At 66.9% G+C, this 17,192-nt stretch carries 18 protein-coding genes and 1 pseudogene; 9 read left to right on the top strand and 10 right to left on the bottom strand.

Translation table 11 applies throughout. The annotated features are described in order from the left end of the window. The 4 genes from U5771_RS32435 to U5771_RS32420 all read left to right on the top strand — a co-directional run bounded on the left by U5771_RS32435 (position 1) and on the right by U5771_RS32420 (position 4,295). On the top strand, positions 1-1,047 hold the full coding sequence (locus U5771_RS32435; RefSeq protein ID WP_322027716.1) for a purine nucleoside permease: 1,047 nt from the start codon (positions 1-3) through the stop codon (positions 1,045-1,047). A 100-nt stretch (positions 1,048-1,147) separates the two neighbouring features. After that, the gene (locus tag U5771_RS32430) at positions 1,148-2,422 is read left to right on the top strand and encodes a NupC/NupG family nucleoside CNT transporter (RefSeq protein ID WP_322027715.1); all 1,275 of its coding nucleotides are present in this window, start codon (positions 1,148-1,150) and stop codon (positions 2,420-2,422) included. 39 nt (positions 2,423-2,461) lie between these two features. Then, a complete protein-coding gene (gene deoA / locus U5771_RS32425; RefSeq protein WP_322027714.1) occupies positions 2,462-3,778 on the top strand; it encodes a thymidine phosphorylase in 1,317 nt (438 codons plus the stop codon). 127 nt (positions 3,779-3,905) lie between these two features. Beyond that, positions 3,906-4,295, top strand: coding sequence for a cytidine deaminase (locus tag U5771_RS32420; protein ID WP_322027713.1), 390 nt, complete (start codon positions 3,906-3,908; stop codon positions 4,293-4,295). A gap of 28 nt (positions 4,296-4,323) precedes the next feature. On the opposite strand, the gene U5771_RS32415 is transcribed toward U5771_RS32420, so the two are convergent. The 4 genes from U5771_RS32415 to msrB all read right to left on the bottom strand — a co-directional run bounded on the left by U5771_RS32415 (position 4,324) and on the right by msrB (position 8,916). Continuing rightward, positions 4,324-5,442 carry an aromatic ring-hydroxylating dioxygenase subunit alpha gene (locus U5771_RS32415; RefSeq protein ID WP_322027712.1) on the bottom strand — a complete coding sequence of 373 codons (1,119 nt, stop codon included), beginning with the start codon at positions 5,440-5,442 and terminating at the stop codon, positions 4,324-4,326. A 194-nt stretch (positions 5,443-5,636) separates the two neighbouring features. Then, on the bottom strand, positions 5,637-6,380 hold the full coding sequence (msrA, locus tag U5771_RS32410; RefSeq protein WP_322027711.1) for a peptide-methionine (S)-S-oxide reductase MsrA: 744 nt from the start codon (positions 6,378-6,380) through the stop codon (positions 5,637-5,639). Positions 6,381-6,473: 93 nt separating this feature from the next. Continuing rightward, positions 6,474-8,345, bottom strand: a complete 1,872-nt coding sequence (locus U5771_RS32405) for a cytochrome c biogenesis protein DipZ (RefSeq protein ID WP_322027710.1) — start codon at positions 8,343-8,345, stop codon at positions 6,474-6,476. Between the two features lie 37 nt (positions 8,346-8,382). After that, positions 8,383-8,916, bottom strand: a complete 534-nt coding sequence (gene msrB, locus U5771_RS32400; RefSeq protein ID WP_322027709.1) for a peptide-methionine (R)-S-oxide reductase MsrB — start codon at positions 8,914-8,916, stop codon at positions 8,383-8,385. 300 nt (positions 8,917-9,216) lie between these two features. On the opposite strand from msrB, the gene U5771_RS32395 reads away from it, so the two are divergent. Together U5771_RS32395 and U5771_RS32390 are read left to right on the top strand one after the other, a co-directional pair. Continuing rightward, positions 9,217-9,825 (top strand): Arm DNA-binding domain-containing protein, encoded by a 609-nt coding sequence (locus U5771_RS32395; protein ID WP_322027708.1) that lies wholly within the window; start codon positions 9,217-9,219, stop codon positions 9,823-9,825. After that, on the top strand, positions 9,822-10,583 hold the full coding sequence (locus tag U5771_RS32390; protein WP_322027707.1) for a site-specific integrase: 762 nt from the start codon (positions 9,822-9,824) through the stop codon (positions 10,581-10,583). The genes U5771_RS32395 and U5771_RS32390 overlap by 4 nt, the downstream gene beginning before the upstream one ends. A gap of 396 nt (positions 10,584-10,979) precedes the next feature. On the opposite strand, the gene U5771_RS32385 is transcribed toward U5771_RS32390, so the two are convergent. From U5771_RS32385 to U5771_RS32360, 6 genes are all read right to left on the bottom strand, one after another. Then, a complete protein-coding gene (locus tag U5771_RS32385) occupies positions 10,980-12,179 on the bottom strand; it encodes an IS91 family transposase (protein ID WP_321874682.1) in 1,200 nt (399 codons plus the stop codon). Positions 12,180-12,187: 8 nt separating this feature from the next. Continuing rightward, positions 12,188-13,069 carry a site-specific integrase gene (locus U5771_RS32380; RefSeq protein ID WP_322027706.1) on the bottom strand — a complete coding sequence of 294 codons (882 nt, stop codon included), beginning with the start codon at positions 13,067-13,069 and terminating at the stop codon, positions 12,188-12,190. Between the two features lie 519 nt (positions 13,070-13,588). Further along, positions 13,589-13,801: an integrase core domain-containing protein gene (locus U5771_RS35660; protein ID WP_415859458.1), complete on the bottom strand. Its 213-nt coding sequence runs from the start codon at positions 13,799-13,801 to the stop codon at positions 13,589-13,591. A gap of 51 nt (positions 13,802-13,852) precedes the next feature. Beyond that, positions 13,853-14,617 carry a DUF4410 domain-containing protein gene (locus U5771_RS32370; protein ID WP_322027705.1) on the bottom strand — a complete coding sequence of 255 codons (765 nt, stop codon included), beginning with the start codon at positions 14,615-14,617 and terminating at the stop codon, positions 13,853-13,855. Positions 14,618-14,688: 71 nt separating this feature from the next. Then, positions 14,689-14,967 carry a hypothetical protein gene (locus tag U5771_RS32365; RefSeq protein WP_322027704.1) on the bottom strand — a complete coding sequence of 93 codons (279 nt, stop codon included), beginning with the start codon at positions 14,965-14,967 and terminating at the stop codon, positions 14,689-14,691. Between the two features lie 234 nt (positions 14,968-15,201). Then, positions 15,202-15,537: a hypothetical protein gene (locus tag U5771_RS32360; RefSeq protein WP_322027703.1), complete on the bottom strand. Its 336-nt coding sequence runs from the start codon at positions 15,535-15,537 to the stop codon at positions 15,202-15,204. 274 nt (positions 15,538-15,811) lie between these two features. Between U5771_RS32360 and U5771_RS32355 the strand changes: the two genes are divergently transcribed. The 3 genes and pseudogenes from U5771_RS32355 to U5771_RS32345 all read left to right on the top strand — a co-directional run. Beyond that, positions 15,812-16,063 (top strand): EF-hand domain-containing protein, encoded by a 252-nt coding sequence (locus tag U5771_RS32355; RefSeq protein ID WP_322027702.1) that lies wholly within the window; start codon positions 15,812-15,814, stop codon positions 16,061-16,063. A gap of 59 nt (positions 16,064-16,122) precedes the next feature. Next, complete coding sequence (locus U5771_RS32350; protein ID WP_322027701.1) at positions 16,123-16,893, top strand: response regulator; 771 nt, start codon at positions 16,123-16,125, stop codon at positions 16,891-16,893. Then, positions 16,890-17,192, top strand: a pseudogene (locus U5771_RS32345) (two-component sensor histidine kinase); the annotation flags it as partial. The gene U5771_RS32350 and the pseudogene U5771_RS32345, both read left to right, overlap by 4 nt.

Here is a 17,192-nt window from a genome sequence, read left to right as displayed (position 1 = left end):
ATGTTGAAGGGAAAGGTACTGAAGCTGGCGGCAATCGTCGCGCTGGCCGCGACGATGACGGCCGGCGCGCACGCGGCCGGCGAACGCGCACCGCGGCCGCGTGCGGTGAAGGTGCTGATCGTCACGATGTTCGGGCCGGAAGGCAAGGCATGGCTCGACCGGATCGGGCCGGTGCAGAAGATCGCGGTGCCGGGCCTGTCGCCCGACTACCCGGACCTCAGTTGCACGCGCAACGACGTCTGCGTGCTGACGACCGGCATGGGGCACGCGAACGCGGCAGCGTCGATGGCGGCGCTGGTCTATTCGCGCCGGTTCGACCTGCGCAAGACCTATTTCGTCGTGACCGGCATCGCCGGCATCGATCCGGCGCAGGGCACGCTCGGCTCGGCCGCGTGGGCGCGCTACCTGGTCGACTTCGGGATCCAGTGGGAACTGGATGCGCGCGAGATCCCGGCCGGCTGGAAGTCGGGCTATCTCGGCATCAACACGAAGCGCGGGGACGAGAAGCCGCCGCTCGACTATCGCACCGAGGTGTTCCAGTTGAACGAGGCGTTGCTCCGGAAAGCCGTCGCGCTGTCGCGCGACGTGACGCTGCACGACAGCAAGGAAGCGGCCGCGTATCGCGCGAAGTATCCGGATGCGCCCGCGAACCGGCCGCCGGCCGTGATCCAGTGCGATACGCTCGCGGGCGACACGTGGTTCTCGGGCACGAAGCTCGGTGAGCGCGCCAGCGAATGGACACGCCTGCTGACCGACGGCAAGGGCGTGTACTGCACGACGCAACAGGAAGACAATGCGACGTTCGAAGTGATCAAGCGGGCGGCCGCGGCAGGGCTGGCCGATACGCAGCGCGTGGCCGTGCTGCGCTCGGGGTCGGACTTCGACCGGCCGCCGCCGGGCGGCTCGGACGTCGACAACCTGCTCGATTACCAGAGCCAGGGCGGGTTCGTGCCGGCCCTCGACAATCTGTATCTCGCCGGGTCGCCGCTCGTGAACGCGATCGTGAAGGACTGGAGGCACTGGAAGGACGGCGTGCCGGCCGAGTGACGGCTGCCGCGGGCATGAGACGGGCATCAAAAGGGCATCACAAGGGCGCGCGGCGGGCGCGCCCCGGCCATTCAATAACATCGAGAGAAAGGAGCACAAGGTGGATATTCTGCGCAGTCTCCTGGGTATGCTGTTCCTGCTGCTGGTGGCCTATCTGCTGTCGAACAACCGGCGCGCGGTGCGCGGCCGGACCCTGATCGCCGCGCTGCTCACGCAGTTCGCGATCGGCGCGCTGGTGCTGTTCGTGCCGTCGGGCCGCGCGGCGCTGGCGGCGGCCGCGAACGGTGTCAATCGCGTGCTCGACATGGGCAATCACGGCATCGCGTTCGTGTTCGGCGGGCTGGTCGATGCCCGGATGTTCCAGCTGTTCGGCGACGGCGGGTTCGTGTTCGGCCTGCGCGTGCTGCCGATGATCATCTTCGTCACCGCGCTGATCGCGGTGCTGTACTACGTCGGCGTGATGAAGTGGATCGTCGCGATCCTCGGCGCGGGGCTCGCGAAAATGCTCGGCGTGAGCCGCATCGAGGCATGCTCGGCCGTCGCGACGATCTTTCTCGGGCAGAGCGAGATGCCCGCGCTCGTGAAGCCGTTCGCGCGGAACATGACGAGCGCCGAGATCTTCACGGTGATGGCGAGCGGCATGGCGTCGGTCGCGGGCTCGGTGCTGGTCGGCTACGCTGGCCTCGGCGTGAAGATGGAGTACCTGCTCGCCGCATCGTTCATGGCGGTGCCGGGCGGGCTGCTGTTCGGCAAGCTGCTGTTTCCGACCGTGGAGCCGAGCCGCGTCGTGGTCGACGGGCTCGATTTCGACGACAAGCGGGCCGCCAACGTGATCGAGGCGGCGGCGTCCGGCGCGTCGGTGGGCCTGCGGATCGCGATCAATGTCGGTGCGATGCTGATCGCGTTCGTGGGGCTCATCGCGCTGATGAATCTCATGGTCGCCAGCGTGGCCGCGCTGGCAGGCTTTCCGCAGGTGACGCTGCTGGGCATCATCGGCCATCTGTTCGCGCCGCTGGCATGGATCATCGGCGTGCCGTGGCACGACGCGGCGCTGGCCGGCAACTTCATCGGCGAGAAGCTGATCTTCAACGAGTTCGTCGCGTACGGCGACCTGTCGCCGTATCTGAGGGGCGGCGAGCACGTCGCGGCGGCCGGCCTGCAGGTGCTGGACCCGAAGACGCTCGCGATCGTGTCGTTCGCGCTGTGCGGCTTCGCGAACTTCTCGTCGATCGCCATTCTCGCGGGCGGCTTCAGCGCGGTCGCGCCCGAGCGCCGCTCGGAAGTCGCGCGGCACGGCTTGCGTGCGCTGACGGCCGCGACCCTGTCGAACCTGATGAGCGCGGCGATTGCCGGCCTGTTCTTTTCGCTGCACTGAGCCGTGCAGCGGTCATCGAGCGATCGAGGAGACGCAGCGATGTTTCTACCGCAGGAATTCATTCGCCGGAAGCGCGACCGCCAGCCGCTCGATCGCGACGGGATTGCCGCGTTCGTGCGCGGCGTGACCGACGGCAGCGTGACCGAGGGCCAGGTGGCAGCGTTCGCGATGGCCGTGTACTTCAACGACCTGAGCGTCGACGAGCGCGTCGCGCTGACGATCGCGCAGCGCGACTCGGGCGACGTGCTCGACTGGCGCGCGCTCGATCTCGACGGACCCGTGATCGACAAGCATTCGACGGGGGGCGTCGGCGATGTCGTGTCGCTGATGCTCGGGCCGATGGTCGCCGCATGCGGCGGTTATGTGCCGATGATCTCCGGGCGCGGGCTCGGCCATACCGGCGGCACGCTCGACAAGCTCGGCGCGATCCCCGGCTACGACGTGACGCCGGACACGGACGCGTTTCGGCGTACGGTGCGCGACGTCGGCGTCGCGATCATCGGGCAGACCGCGCGGCTCGCGCCGGCCGACAAGCGCATCTACGGGATTCGCGACGTGACGGCGACCGTCGAGTCGGTCGCGATGATCACCGCGTCGATCCTGTCGAAGAAGCTCGCGGCGGGGCTCGACGGGCTCGTGATGGACGTCAAGGTCGGCTCGGGCGCGTTCATGCCGACTGCCGGGAAATCGGCCGAGCTGGCGCGCAGCATCGTCGACGTCGGCAACGGCGCAGGCATGAAGACGACCGCGATCCTGACCGACATGAACCAGTCGCTCGCGCCGTGCGCGGGCAATGCGCTCGAAGTGGCGTGCGCGATCGACTACCTGACGGGCAAGTCGCGGCCGGCGCGCCTGCATGACGTCACGGTGGCGCTGTCGGCGCAGTTGCTCGTCACCAGCGGGCTGGCACGCGATGTCGCCCAGGCGCGCACGATGCTGCAGCAGGCGCTCGACTCGGGCGCGGCGGCGGAACGCTTCGCGAGAATGGTGGCGACGCTCGGCGGCCCCGCCGACCTGATCGATGCGCCCGGGCGTCATCTTGCGCGGTCGGATGTGATCGTGCCGGTTCCCGCGCCCGCGAGTGGCGTGGTGCAGCGTGTCGATTGCCGCGCGCTCGGGCTCGCGGTCGTCGCGCTCGGCGGCGGCCGCACGCGCGCGGAGGATGCGATCGACACCCGTGTCGGGCTGTCGGCACTCGCGGAGATCGGACAGCGCGTCGAGGCCGGCGAACCGCTCGGCTACGTGCACGCCCGCGACGACGCGGCCGCGGCACGGGCCGTGGACGAGGTCCGGCAAAGCTACGTGCTGGGCGAGACGGGCGAGGCGCCGCCGACCCTTTACGAGCAGATCGGCTGACCGGGCGCCGATGCCGGCACGGCGCAACGTGCGGGTATCGGCGCCCGCTTCACACGACGGGAGTATCGTGACGGCCGGGATGCGCCGTGTCGATGCATCCCGGCCCACGACCGGAGGCACCATCGAGATGGAACGAGACGAACTGATCGAACAGGCCAAGGCGGCGCGCGAACGCGCGTATGCGCCGTATTCGCGCTTCATGGTCGGCGCGGCGCTGCAGGCGCGCGACGGGACGATCTTTCACGGCTGCAACGTCGAGAACGCGTCCTACGGACTGTGCAATTGCGCGGAACGCACGGCGATGTTCGCGGCGATCGCCGCCGGCTATCGTCCGGGCGACTTCGCGCGGCTCGCGGTGGTCGGCGACACGGACGGCCCGATCGCGCCGTGCGGCGCGTGCCGTCAGGTGATCATCGAGATCGGCAAGCCCGACATCGAAGTGATCCTGGCCAACCTGAAAGGGGCCGTCGAGGTCACGACGGCCCGCGCGTTGCTGCCGGGCGCGTTCAGCCTGTAGCGGAGCGCGCCGCGGCAAGCCGCACGCATCACGCGCCGTCGCGCACGTCGCGGATCGGGATCACGGTGCGCGCGCCGCACTGGCGCAGCAGGTCGCGCAGTTCGTTGATGACCGGAAACACCTCGTGGTTCCAGTCGGCGCCCTGGCGGTCGTGCGCTTCCTGTTCGCGCTCGACGATCCAGCGATCCTCGCGGAAGATCCGCTCGGTGAACCAGACGAGCAGCGGCCACGCGAGATCGAGTGCGAACGGAATGCCGGGCTTGTGGATCGACAGGAGACCGAACGTGCGGTTGGTGCGCTGTTCCGCGTCGAGCGGCACGTAGACGATCCACAGGTCCATCACGAGCGTGCCTTCGCTCGAGCGGATCCGCAGCGTCTGGTACGGGTAACCGGTGCGGACCGTCATCACGCTCTTGTCGGCCTGGTCGGTCGGCTTCTTGCTCGCGCCGAACACGAGCGCCTCGCCGACCGGCTGCTTGCCTTCCATGCGTGCGAACGTGTAGTCGACCTCGACCCAGTCGTCGCCGCGGCGCCGGCCGACCGAACGCGCGCGCATCTGCCCCATCTGCTTGCGATGCAGGAACTGATGGTTCATGTCCATCAGGTTCTCGTGCATGAACGAGTAGTGGCACTTGACCTCGCGGCCGAAGCGGCGCGTCTTGTACGCGCGGTCGTCCGCCGATTCGAGCGCGGGGAACGGGCGCTCGTCGGCGAGCGTCGCGTCGCCCGGGAAGACGAAGATCAGCCCGTGCGCCTCGCGGCACGGATACGCGCGCACGCCGTTGGGCAGGCGCTCGCGGCCGAGGTAGGGCACGTCGACGCAGCGGCCGCTGTCGCACGCGTAGGTCCAGCCGTGGTAGCAGCAGCGTAGCGTTTCGCCGCTCACGACGCCCGCATGCAGCGGCACCTGGCGGTGTGCGCAACGATCTTCGAGCGCATACACGGCGCCGGATTCGGTGCGCACGAGCACGATCGGATCGCCGGCGAAGCGCACGCCGAGCGTCTTGCCGCGCTTGAGTTCGCGCGACCACGCGAGCGGATACCAGTGGTCGGGATGGATGGGCACGCGGCGCAGGTCGCGCACGACCGCGCCGCCGGACGGTTCTTCTTCGAGAGCACTGCTGTCAGACAACGGCACTGCGCGCATGCGTGACGCCTCCTGGCTGGGGAGTTCCGAGCGCCGCGTGATGCGGCGGGGATCTTATCTGGAGAAGTCTACGCGAAGTTGGCCCGCGAAACCGACGCGATGCGGGTTTGCCCGGTCGCGGCGGCGGGCGTTGCGTTGATGCAGCGCAAACGCGGCCGGCGGCGCGGGCCGGCCGCCGTGCCGCCGGCTGTCCCTCACAGGCCGGCGTCGCGCCACAGCACCGCGTCGGCGCGGTACAGCGCCGGGAAGCGCTGCTTCAGGCCGGCGACCTTCGGCAGGTCGTTGAACGCGATGTACGGCGCGTCGGGATGCAGCTCGAGGTAGTTCTGGTGATACGCCTCCGCCGGATAGAAGCCCTTGTACGGCTCGACGCGCGTGACGACGGGCGCCGGGTACGTGTGCGCGGTGCCGAGCTGCGCGATGTACGCGGTCGCGACGGCCCGTTGCTGCGCGGTGGTCGGGAAGATCGCGGACCGGTATTGCGTCCCTTCGTCGGGCCCCTGGCGGTTGAGTTCGGTCGGGTCGTGCGCGACCGAGAAGAACACCTGCAGCAGCCGGCCGTACGTGACCTGCGCCGGGTCGTAGACGATGCGCACCGATTCCGCATGGCCCGTCAGCCCGGTGCCGACCAGCGCGTAGTGCGCGGTTTCGGATGCGCCGCCCGCGTAGCCGGCCGTGACCTGCTTCACGCCCTTCACGTGCTCGAACACGCCCTGCACGCCCCAGAAGCAGCCGCCGGCGAGCACGGCCGTTTCCTCGTGGGACGCGCCCGGGGTTTCGTCGAGCGTCGGCGCGGGCACGGTGCGCATCGGTTCCGCGGAACTGACGACGCGCTGGTAGCCGAACACCGCGGCGGCCGCGATGGCGATCGCGCCGATGCGGCGCAGCATGGCCGCCCGCCGCCGCGGTGCGGAATCGCGAGTGGATGTCGGGATCATGAGTGGCTCCTTCGAAATGCGGGACGGAATGAGGCGGTCGGGTGGCGGCGCGCGTGACGGCGTGCGCAACCGTGTCCGCACCTGCGTCCGCGTTCAACCAAACGTGAACGCATAGGCATCGACGCCGGGATCGAGAAACTCGATCGCGAACGTGCGGTCGGCGATCGTGCCCGGCTGCCGGACGAGCTGGTACAGGCGTTGGCCGGTGACGGTGCCGTAACCCTGCGCATCGACGTCCGCGCCATGTGCCGTGCCGGGCGCCGCGCCGTCGAGCGTCACGCGAAAGCGCACCGGCTTGCCGTTCGCGCCCGGGCCGAGCACGAGGTGCAGGTCGCGTGCATGGAAGCGGTAGACGATCCGGCCGGCCGACGCGGCGAGCGTCGCGCGCTCGGCGCCGACCTGCCACGTGCCGGCGAGGCCCCAGTCGTTCAGGTCGGGGTGCGCGGGCGCGTCGTAGCGGTGTGCCGCGTCGCGCACGACGCCGCCCGGCGACGTGAAGTCGTCCGCGCGCGCATAGCCGACATAGGTTTCGGGCGAGCGGACGTCCGCGCTGTCGGCCGCCGCGAGCGCGCCCTTCGCGGGCGCGCCGGCGAGCCCGAGCGGCACCTTCAGCGCTTCCGGGTGGCCGGCTTCGGCGAGCAGGGACTGGATCGCGCGTTCCGACTGCGCGTATTCGCCTTCGCCGAAGTGGTGGTGGCGAATGCGCCCTTGTGCGTCGACGAAGTAGTGCGCGGGCCAGTATTCGTTGCCGAACGCGCGCCAGATCGCATAGCCGTTGTCGATCGCGACCGGGAAGTCGATGCCCAGGTCGTGCACGGCCTTCTTCACGTTGCCGATGTCGCGCTCGAACGCGAACTCCGGTGCGTGCACGCCGATCACGACGAGCCCGTACGGCGCGTACTTGCGCGCCCAGGCGGTCGTGTACGGCAGCGTGCGCAGGCAATTGATGCACGAATACGTCCAGAAATCGACGAGCACGACCTTGCCGCGCAGGCCGGCTGCGGTCAGCGGCGGCGAATTCAGCCACTGCACGGCGCCGTCGAGCGACGGCAGCGTGCCTTCGACGGGCAGTGCGGCCGGCGCCTGCGGCGCGGGCGTCGTGCCGGCCGTGCGCATCATCGCGCCGCCGGCCGCCGGGCCACCCTCGGACGTCGCGGCCATCATCGCGCCGCTTGCCGCGGCACGGTTGCCGCCGGTGGTATCGCCCGTCGCGGACATCGCCGCCGGCGCGCCATTCGCGCGCCCGCCGAGCCGGTCGACGAGCTTCGTCTCGAGGCTGCCCGTCGTGACGGTCGACAGTTGCGCGAGCGCACCCGTATCGAGGCCGAGCGCGATCGCGCCGACGCCGGCCAGCAGCGCCGCGCCGATCCCGCGCCGGATCCATTCGCCGGCGCCGAGCGAGCGCTTCATCGCGGCGAACACCTTGCCGCCGATCACGAGCGCGATGGCGAGCGACGTCGCCGCGCCGGCCGCATACGCGACCAGCAGCAGCGTCGTGCCGACGCTCGCGCCGCGCAGCGCGGCACCGGTCAGCACGAGCCCGAGGATCGGGCCCGCACACGGCGCCCACAGCAGGCCGGTGGCGACGCCGAGCAGCAGCGACGACAGCGGGCCGGCCGGGCGGCCGTCGCGCTGCGCGAGGCCGGTGAGCCGGTTGCCGGCCGCGACGAGCGGGCGCGTCAGCTGTTCGGCGAAGCGCGGCAGCAGCAGCGTCAGGCCGAACACCGCGAGCAGCACGATGGCGAGCCAGCGGCCGGCCTGGTTGGCCTGCGCGACCCAGCCGCCGCCGACGGCAGCGAGCGTCGCGACGACGGCGAACGTGAGCGCCATGCCGATCAGCAACGGCAGGCCGGTGCGCACGAACGGCTGGTCGGCGCGGGCGAACACGAACGGGAGCACGGGCAGGATGCACGGGCTCAGGATCGTGAGCACGCCGCCGAGATAGGCAAGGACGATGAGCAGCATGGGGCAGTCTCCGGTCGTTCAGGAAGGGGGCGGCCCGTCAGGCGGCGGCCGGGTGGAAGGCGAGTGCCAGGCCGTTCATGCAGTAGCGCAGGCCGGTGGGCGGCGGGCCGTCGTCGAACACGTGGCCGAGATGGCCGCCGCAGCGGCGGCAGTGCACTTCGGTGCGGACCATTCCGAACGACGTGTCGGCGTTGGTCGCGACCGCGTGGTCGAGCGGTTTCCAGAAGCTCGGCCAGCCGGTGTGGCTGTCGAACTTGGCGGCCGACGAGAACAGCGCGAGGCCGCAGCCCGCGCACGCGAACGTGCCGGAGCGGTGTTCATCGTTCAGCGCGCTGCTGTACGGCCGCTCGGTGCCGGCGTCGCGCAGGATCGCGTACTGGGCGGGCGTGAGCCGGCGGTGCCATTCGGCGTCGCTGAGCGTCACCTCGAACGGGGCGGCCGCCGGTGCGCCGGCGGGCGGCGCGGCGAACGCGCGGCGGACGAGCGCGCGGCGGCCGGTCGACGACAGCGCCGCGAGCGTGGCGAGGCCGGTGGCGCCGGCGAACAGCAGCAGATGTCTGCGGGTGGGCATGATGGGCTCCTGGAAGCAGGTCCTGAAAACATGCGCCCATCGTAGATAGCGGCCGGTGTCGAAGTCCTCACGGAAAGTTAAAAGAAATGTGATGATTTTCCGGGTGTTCCTGCTAGTTCCGCCGAAATCCGTCAGAGCCCCATCTGACAAGGGTTTGCGGGGAGTTGGTGGTCCGTCAACTTCCGCGGAAATCCCGCACGAACCGCGACTTTTTAGTGTCTTTTTAGTGTTCGTGGTGTGGGGTAGGCTCTGCTTAGGATGCACGAGCCGACCTGATGACGAAATCAATGGAGGGCGATCATGGGTGCGCTGAAGGTCAGGCAAATCGAAGCCGCAAGGGCGACAGGAAAGCGGTATTTCCTGTCGGATGGGCGTGGACTGTTCCTGGGCGTCGGTCCGGCCGGCGGGAAGACCTGGTTTGTTCGGGTCAGCATCAATGGCAAGCAGTTCGACAAGCCGCTCGGCAAGGCGTGGGCACGCTCGACGACAGATGCGCAGTTGTCACTAGAGGATGCACGCGCAGCAGCGGCGACGATTCGTTCACAAGCGCGCGACGGGGTGGACTATCTCGAAGCGAAGAAGCGTGAACGCCAGGCCAAGGTTGAAAAAGCAGCGATGGCGGACCTTACGTTCGGCGACTTGTTCGATGCGTGGTTCGCGACCATCAATAAGAAGCGCGGAAAGAAAGGCCGAAAGGATGGCGGCAAGTTGCTGCAAGGTGCGATGGAAAAGCATGTGCTGCCGACCCTTCGTGCACAGAGGATCGCAGGTGTGTTTGCGTCGAACGTTCTGCCGTTGCTTACCGCGATTTCCGATGTGGGATGCAACCGGCAAGCGGTTGAGATGTTGGTAACCATCCAACAAATGATCCGGTGGGCGGGCGTAATCAGCCGTGGAAGCGCTTGTTGATCGATTGCGATGTGCTCGCGCTTGCGAAAGAGGATGTCGTTTCAGGCGATTACGACCCGGTGCGTGGCAACGAACGTAATCGGACTCTTACGGACGACGAAATCTGCGCGCTCGGTGAACTGATTCCGGCTGCTCGGCTTCCTCGCTCCATTGCGTCAGCGGTATGGGTGATGCTCGCTTGCGGAACGCGCGTCGGCGAAACGGTCCTGACGAGATGGACCGATCTTGACTTCAAGGCACGGACGTGGACCATTCCAAAGGAACATACGAAGTCGAATGCGGCGATCACGATTCATCTCTCCAATTTCGCTCTTGCACAGTTCGCGGAGCAGCAAGTGGTGCACGCCGGAGTGCCCGAAGGCCACTCACGGTGCGAATACATGTTCCCGTCAGAAAAGGGCAGGCTGCCGCACGTTAGCATCCATACGGCCTGCAAGGCGATCCATGATCGGCAACGCCCGAAGGATGCGCCGACCGAAGGTCGAACGAGAGCAACGAATGCGCTTTCTCTCGCGGGTGGTCAATGGAAATGTCATGACTTGCGTCGGACGTGCGCAACGATGATGCAATCGCTGGGCATCCCAGAAAGCATCGTGCATCGATGCCTGAACCACGCGCGCAATGATCCGCTTGATCGAATCTATCTGCAGTTCGACTATGACGCGCAGATGCGCGACGCATGGCGGCGATGGGGTGACCGTTTGTCGGTATTGCTTGGCACGAGTACAGAAAACGTACGCTTCCTCTTCGCGCCGTAATCAGGGAGCGTTTCTCCACAGAGGGAAGAGGGGATATGTAACCCTAATGCAGAGGATTTTTAGCGAAGCGCAGGCGGCGCACTGAGCCCGAGTGGGCACGGCGTTCGGGCCGGCTGTGCTTCGCTAAAAATTCTTTGAGCTAAGCCGCTCCGCTGACGGTTGCGGCTATGGGCATTGGATCATGGCACTCGCGTGCGAGATGACCGACAACGGCGTTCGCAGTCACCGGGACGAGGGGTTCGCGACGCGGCTTGCTGGAAGAATGTCCACAGACCGCATGGGATGAACAGGTGCCGCAGGGTGCGGCAGGCGGCGGTGGGTGACGTCTGGTCGAGCCTGTCCAACGGCGCCAGCGGGAGGTACTGGAACCGATGTTGTAGGCGAGCGAATTGGGATTCATCGGAGATTCGCCGGTGGCGGTCGCGGCGCTGCACCGGGGAGCAGGCGATCGATGCAGTGCATGCGCCCGCGCGTGCACACGGGGCACGTGTAAAGCGAGCGGCCGGAGAGTTTCTCGTAGCGGTCCCGATAGTCGGGTTCATGCGCGCTGCGGGCTTCGCTGGTCGGCGCGACATCGAGTAGCTTACGGCAAACGACTAGCTGGGACTCGCGCAGTCGATTGCTGAGCAATCCGTAGTGACGGATGCGTTGCAGCCCGCGCGGCAGAACATGCAGCAGGAAACGCCGGATGAACTCGTGGGCGTCAAGGCGCATCACGCGCGGCCTGCCCGGGTGACGATAGTCCTTCCAGCGGAACGTGACATGCCCGTGGGTCAAGCCGACGAGGCGGTTGTTGGAGATCGCTACGCGATGGGTGTAGCGGCCGAGATAGTCGAGGACCTGCTGCGGGCCACCGAACGGCTCCTTCGCATAGACCACCCATTCGACGTGCCGTGGACCGGCAAGATAGCGAGCAAATTCGCCTCGTTCAGCCAGGTGAGCGAGCGACGAGGAGAACCGAAGGTTGCCCACATCGAAGGCATGCTGCAACCGTTCAAGGAACAAGCGGCGGAACAGACGCGACAGCACCCGCACGGGCAGGAAGAAACCAGGCTTGCAGGCCACCCAGCGAGTGCCATCGGGAGCCAGCCCTCCGCCTGGGACCACGCAGTGTAGGTGGGGATGATGCACAAGATTCTGTCCCCACGTGTGCAGGATCGCGATGAAACCGAGGGTCGCGCCGAGATGGCGCGGATCGGCAGCGATCGTATGCAGCGTTTCGGCCGTAGCCTGGAACAGGATGTCGTAGACCACCCGCTTGTTCTGGAAGGCGATCGACGCGATCTGTTCGGGGATGGTGAAGACGACATGGAAGTACGGCACGGGCAGCAGGTCGGCCTGGCGGTCGTCGAGCCATTGCGCGCGGGCGAGCGACTGACACTTCGGGCAGTGCCGGTTACGACAGGAGTTATAGGCGATGCGCTGATGACCGCAGGTGTCGCACTGTTCGACGTGGCCACCCAGCGCTGCGGTACGACATTGCTCGATCGCACTCATGACGCGACGCTGCGCGCGGCTGAGCGAGTCGGCATGCGCGTCCCGATAGGTTGGGCCGTGGCGACGCAGAACGTCCGCCAGTTCCAGCGCGGCACGCATGATCGCACTCAGCCGTTTGCGGGCGGAGGCTCGGGGCAGATGGGCGTGGCCGATCGTTGAGGCAGTCGGTCGAACGGACTCGTCGTCGCGCAGACGGTGCTGGTTGCGACCTTCAGATAGCGCGAGGTCGTGGCGAGGCTGCGATGACCGAGCAGCAACTGGATCGTGCGCACATCGGTGCCGGATTCGAGCAGGTGCGTGGCAAACGCATGGCGCAACGAATGCGGCGTGATGGGCTTGCTGATGCCGGCGCGACGGCGGGCGTGCTGGCAAGCCTGTCGTACCACATCGGCACCGACGGGTTGGTCGGGAAAGCGGCCGGGAAACAGCCAGTACTGGGGCCGGCCGATGCACCAGTAACTGCGCAGGATCTCCAGCAGCCGTGGCGAGAGCATCACGTAGCGGTCGGCGTGTCCCTTGCCCTGTTCGACCCGTAGCGCCATGCGCTGGCTGTCGATGTCGCCGACCTTTAGGCGCGTGGCCTCGGAGATGCGCAGGCCGGCAGCGTAGGCTGCCATCAGTACGGTACGATGCTTGACGCTGCGGATTGCTTCGAGGAACCGGGTGACCTCGTCCTGACTGAGGATCACCGGCAGCTTGAGCGGCACCTTCGACAAGGGGATCTCGTCGACCGCCCAGTCGCGTTTGAGCGTGATCGTGTACAGGAAGCGCAAGGCCGCAGTGGCCACCACCAGCGTGCTGCGGGAGCGCCGCTGGACTTCAACCAGATGCACTTGCCAGGCGCGGACTTCCTCTGGGCCCAGTACCTCGGGAGAGCGCCCAAAGTGTTGGGCAAAGGCCTTCACCTGCTGGAGGTAAGCGCGTTGGGTATTGGCCGCGAGGTTGCGCACGCGCATATCCTCGATCATGCGTCGACGTAGGGGTGTCATGGTGGACTCCGCTCGGAAGGGACGTGGACAGCAAACTGCACTGCCATCGTCGCACTCGAACGGAGAACCCCCACAATCGATCCCGGGGCCGATGCCGTCAGCCAACCACCACCTCCCGCGTCAGCGGGTTAGTTCAAGAGTATTTATCGCAAGCAGCAGGTTTGCACATCCGGTCTTGAGGTGACGTTTCGTGACGGTAGTGAATGGCAAGCCGAGCACGATGGCAGCCGAACACGCTTGCGTAAATAGGTGAAATTTGGCTCATTCTCCCTGGTGAGAGGGCTAGGCGATACCTAATGGGCGCCCGGTATCGGCATGCCGCTGCTTTTCGGATTGGGCGTCAACCTCGTATCCCCTCGACAGCGGAGGTTTTCAAGAAAAACACCGTGGTTTCGACCGTATCGCCGGCTGAGATATTGACCGGAAATACCTTGGGCGCAGGAAAGTTTGGCGTGGGCAGAGGTGGCCTCGCTCGTTCGGACAGTTTTCTGAGATTTTTAAGTGGAGCGTCCGAGGCAGTCATGCTGCCGATTTGATCGCAGGCAGCGTCGCGAAGTATGCCTCATCCGGTGTGCGATCCGCCAGGCTCGAATGAGGTCGCTTCCGGTTGTACAACTCGATGTATTGGCCGATGGAGCCTCGGGCATGGCTGCGGGAGGGTAGCAGGGCATCGGTTGAGTTACGTCCTCGCAGAAGCGCCGGATTTTTGAGGTGTGCCGTCGCGATAACCACGATCCTGGTCGAGTGCCTGTTCTGGTCATTGCTTCCTGGGTCATTGCTTCATCACCCAGCCTGCTGTACTCCAATCTCCCCGATCCATTTCGCGATCGCACTGGCCATCCGTTTCGCGTCGTCGGCTGATTGCGTGTGCGTCGTTTCGGCACCGGTGTGCAGCACGCCGCCCACGGCGGCCGATTCCACCAGATGGCCCGCCACCGCACCCACGCCGAGTGTTTCCGCCATGCCGGGCATGCGGCCGCTATCGATCGCCACCGTCGAGGTTTCAATCAGTCGCGCGGTGCCGTCTGCGGACTGATGCCAGATTTCCACCGACGTCGCGAGCGTGCTCTTGCCGGAACCGAGACCGATCAGGACGCGACGCGTACGGTCGCCTGCGTCGATGGTTTCGAAATGGCCTTTGATCAGCAGTACGTTTTCGCCGGGCGCGGGGGCGGTGTTTGTGCGGATCGGTTGCAGGCCGAGCGCCAGCAACCGACGCACGAGTTCGTTCGCAAGCGCGTCCTGCACCTGAGCCGCGAGCGTCGCTGCGCGCGATGCTTCGGTTTGGCCCTGGAGCGTGGACGTCAATTGTGTGATGCGCCCGTGGTCGGGCTGGACCGTCGCGGCAGCAATATCGAAGGGATACACGTAGACCTTGTCGGGGCGTGTTGCCGGAGCAGGCTGATATTGCACGACGTGGTCGACCGGCGACGTGGAGCAACCGCCAAGCGCGCAGACGAAGAGGACGGCGGCAACGGTCGCGTAAATGGGACGGCAGGCGCGGCGCAGGCCATGCGCGATTTTCGTGGAGAGGGGCAGGGGTGTCATGGTCGGGTTCGCGGTGGATCGCGATGCCGTGAGTGGGATCCGGTACGACGTTTCTTCAAGGGCCACGCGTTTTACAGGGCGTTCACGAGTGGGTTCGGTGCGTCGATGCGCGGCGTGTGCAGGATGGAAACCGGGGCGTGCGATGGATCGGGTGCGCCGGTCAAGCGGGCCGCGACGGCATGCAGCGTCAGGGCTTCCTGCTGGCGGCTCGGCGCGTGCGGGTTGTCCGCTTGCGCGAGGCAGTCGCTCAACTTGTCCGACAGATTGCCCAGTGCATCGAGGAACACGCTCGATGCATGTCCGTAGCGTTTGGCCAGATCGGCAAGATCGAGCAGCGCGGCATAGCTCACGACGCACTGCGCGGGCAGATCCTCCGTCGGGAACGGCGCGGCAGCGATCGGCGGCGGAGGCGGCGTCGGGGTCGATACGCACCCCGTGGCGGCGAACGTCGCGACAGCGAGCGACAGTGCGAGCGCGGCGCGCCTGCATGGCGAACGGACGTCACGCTCAGTGGAGGCAGTTGCTGCTGTCGCAGGCCGGCCGGCGCGCAGCCGGTGCAGAAGAGGGAAAGGGCGCATCGACGGTTACGACCAGTGAGCCGGGACCCAGACGCCGCCGATCCAATGGCCCGGCACCCACACGCGCGGGACGACCGGCGCGGCATACACGACGCGCGGCTGCACGACCACTGCGGCGGGCGCCGGCGCAATGACCGGGACAGCCGCGACCGGTACTGCGGTAACCGGTGCCGCGACGACGACGGCCGGCGGCGGCGCGACATAGACCGGTGCGGGCCGCACGACGGCGAAGGGTGCCGCGATGCCGACGCCGACGCCGACGAAGACGCCGGCGAATGCCGGGACGGTGGCGCAGACGAGGCCGGTCGCGGCGGCGAGCTTGAGTAGCGGGTGATGTTTCATCGGATGTCCTTCCATGAGTCCGCCGCACCGGTCGGGATGCCGTGTGGCGATGACCCGCACTGTAGAATGAGACGCCGCGCGAATCTGTTGGAAAGTTATGTCGACTCGTTTCAACGGCGCGAGCGCCGCGCTGCGCGGGCCTCGCCGGCCGTCATGACATAAGTTGACATCGATTGTTACCGGTCCGAAACGCGTCGCGCGAGGGGCTCGCCTAGACTGGCGCCGCGTCGGGTCGAATGGAATCGCCGACGGTTCGTCCTACAGGAGAAATTCAATGAAGCGTTTTTACATCGTCGTGGCGGCACTGCTCGTCGCGTCGCCTGCCTTCGCGCAGTCCGCGATGCAGCAGAAGCTCGAAGCGCGTTTTGCCGCCGCCGACGTCGACCACGACGGCAAGCTGACGCGTGCCGAAGCGCAGGCCGGCATGCCGCGCGTTGCAGAGCATTTCGATGAAATCGACAGCGCGCATGCTGGCTACGTCACGCTTGCGCAAATCGAACAGTTCGCGGCGCAGCACATGCGCTAAGCTGAACGGGAGGACCGCTGTCCTCGCGCTGACTTACCTTGACTGCACCGCTCGCCGCCATGTCGACTTCTTCTGCGTCTGCTTCGCCGCGCGACACCCGCCCAGGGCGGCTGCTCGTGCTCGACGACGAAGCCGAGATTCGCGGCATGCTGCAGCGCTTTCTCACGGCGCAGGGCTTCGAGGTGAGGGCAGTGCGCGACGCCGCGCAGCTCGAATCCAGTCTCGAACGCCATTCGTTCGACCTGCTCGTGCTCGACGTGATGATGCCAGGCGAAGACGGTCTGTCGATCTGTCAGCGGCTGCGTGCGCAGGGCCACACGATTCCGATCCTGATGCTCACTGCGCGCGGCGATCCGGTCGACCGGATCGTCGGTCTCGAGATGGGCGCCGACGACTATCTCGCGAAGCCGTTCGTCCCGAGCGAACTGGCGGCGCGGATTCGCGCGATGCTGCGTCGCCAGCGCTTCCTGCTGCAGGAGCGGACGCTGCGCGGCGAACTGCTCGCGGAAGCCGATGCGGGTGTGTTGCGGTTCGGCGCGTTCCGGCTCGATCTGAGCCGCGAAGAACTGTTTCGCGACAGCGAGCGCGTGCCGCTGGGTTTCGCCGAACTGCGACTGCTGTGCGCGCTCGCGAGCACGCCGAATCGCGCGGTGAGCCGGCTCAATCTGATCGAGCGTGCGCGCGGGCGCGGCTACGAAGCGAATTCGCGCAGCGTCGACGTGCAGGTGCTGCGCTTGAGGCAACTCGTCGAGGACGATGCGTCGGCGCCGCGCCATATCCGCACCGTGTGGGGGATCGGCTACATGCTGATCGCGGAGATCGAAGCGTGATGCGCCTCTGGCCGCGCTCGCTGTTCGGACGCAATATGCTGCTGCTGTTTGCGTTGATTGTCGCGGGTCAGCTTTGCACGATCGCGATCTATCTGGTGTTCGTCCAGCGTCCGCGGATCGACGATGCCGCAGCGGTGGAAGCCGCGCAGATCGGGGTGATCCAACGATTGCTGGTGGCGTTGCCGTCTGCGCAGCGGCAGAAGGTCCTGGCAGATCTGAACGGCGTACCCGACGATGCGTTGCCGCCAGGCGTGCAAGCCTCGCATCCGCCGTCGAGCTACGTCACGCGGCTTTTTTTC

Origin of the sequence: Burkholderia sp. BCC1977, assembly GCF_905339595.1 — a bacterium.
Taxonomy (GTDB): Bacteria; Pseudomonadota; Gammaproteobacteria; order Burkholderiales; family Burkholderiaceae; genus Burkholderia.
This window is presented reverse-complemented; position numbering and strand designations above follow the sequence as displayed.